The sequence below is a fragment of the Candidatus Bathyarchaeia archaeon genome, assembly GCA_035935655.1.
GTDB lineage: Archaea > Thermoproteota > Bathyarchaeia > 40CM-2-53-6 > 40CM-2-53-6 > 40CM-2-53-6.
The window spans coordinates 1-1,669 of record DASYWW010000047.1 but is presented as its reverse complement, the minus strand read 5'-3'; the positions used below and the strand labels follow the sequence as shown (position 1 = coordinate 1,669).

1 rRNA gene is annotated in these 1,669 nt (G+C 53.1%); it reads right to left on the bottom strand.

Features of this window, described 5'->3' with window-relative positions:
- Positions 1 to 1,669, bottom strand: a 23S ribosomal RNA gene (locus tag VGS11_10200); the annotation flags it as partial.

The following is a 1,669-nucleotide window of genomic DNA, read 5'->3' as shown; positions in this document are numbered from 1 at the left end:
CGCCGAGTCACTCGCCAAGACAGTCGCTCTATCGTTACACCATTCGTGCAGGTCGGAACTTACCCGACAAGGAATTTCGCTACCTTAGGACCGTTATAGTTACGGCCGCCGTTCACCGGGGCTTCAGTTCAGGCCTTCGTTCCCTTGCGGGAGCTGAGCCCTTGCTTTAACCTTCCGGCACCGGGCAGGTGTCACCCCCTATACGTCGTATTCGACTTAGCAGAGAGCTGTGTTTTTGTTAAACAGTCGCAGAGCGCGTTTCGCTGCGGCCGCTTCGGGCTATAAACCCTACAGCGGCACCCCTTCTCCCGAAGTTACGGGGTTAATGTGCCTAGTTCCTGAGCGAGTGTTCTCTCGAGCGCCTGTGGATATTGTCCTTGTCTACCTGTGTCGGTTTGTGGTACGGGCGCCTGACGAACTCCTTAGGGGGTTTTCCCGGCAGCGTGAAATCCAGGACTTTGCGACCGTGTGGTCTCGTCGCCTGTCTCACCGTTGAATGACCCCGTGGATTTGCCTGCGGGATCCGGCTTGCACAGACCAATCGGGATGTCCATCGCCCGACTCCTGTATCCTTCTGCGTCACCCCATCGTGATAACGTTCGCCAGGCGGGGCAGGAATGTTGACCTGCTGTCCATCAGCTACGCCTCTCGGCCTCACCTTAGGACCCGCCTAACCCTGAGCGGATTAACCTTCCTCAGGAAACCGTAGACTTTCGGCGACACGAGTTCTCATCGTGTTTATCGCTACTTATGCCGGCAGGGTCTCTTCCGTGGCGTTGAGTAGTCCTCTCGGTCTACCTTCAGACTCCACAGAATGCTCCCCTACCAAATCTAGAGGCTTGGTGCTGGTTGCTAGAGGCTGGATTTCTACCGCCAAACCTGAATCGGCTTGTTAATGCCTTTGCCGATTTCAGTGTATTCCTGTTTCCATTTGGCGTGTAAATCATCGCTGAGATATTTCAGATCATGAATGAAATCCAGAAGAACACTAACTTCATCACACGACCCGAGGGCAATCACCAGAAAACGTTTGAAGTCGTCCGGTGACCGCTTTCTTCCATATCCTTCGGCGATGTTGATGGGAATTGAGGTTGCCGCGCGGCGCAATTGGGAGCCGAGTTCCGAGCGTTCAAAGCCCGGAAACTTCAGCGTGATCCGGTGAATTTCCAGAGCGGCATCATAACTCCGCTTGTAAATTCTCAAATCACGATAACTGCCAATGCGCTTTGGCGACTCTTCTTCCATCTTCCTTCTTTAATCCAGTTTCTAGCCTCCCGCAACAAGCCTCTAGAATTCCTAAGCTTCGGTGACAGACTTGAGCCCCGTTGGATTGTCGGTGCATGATCGCTTGACCAGTGAGCTGTTACGCTTTCTTTAAAGGATGGCTGCTTCTAAGCCAACCTCCTGGCTGTCCGAGCGATCACACTTCCTTTCCCACTTAGTCTGTACTTAGGGACCTTAGCTGTAGATCTGGGTTCTTTCCCTCTCGACCACGAAGCTTATCCCTCGTAGTCTCACTCCCGTATATTTGTCCGCGGCATTCGCAGTTTGATTGGATTCGGTAACCTTGGTTGGTCCCTAGTCCATTCAGAGCTCTACCACCGCGGCAATTGATACGAGGCTGCCCCTAAAGGCATTTCGGGGAGAACGAGCTATCACGGAATTTGAT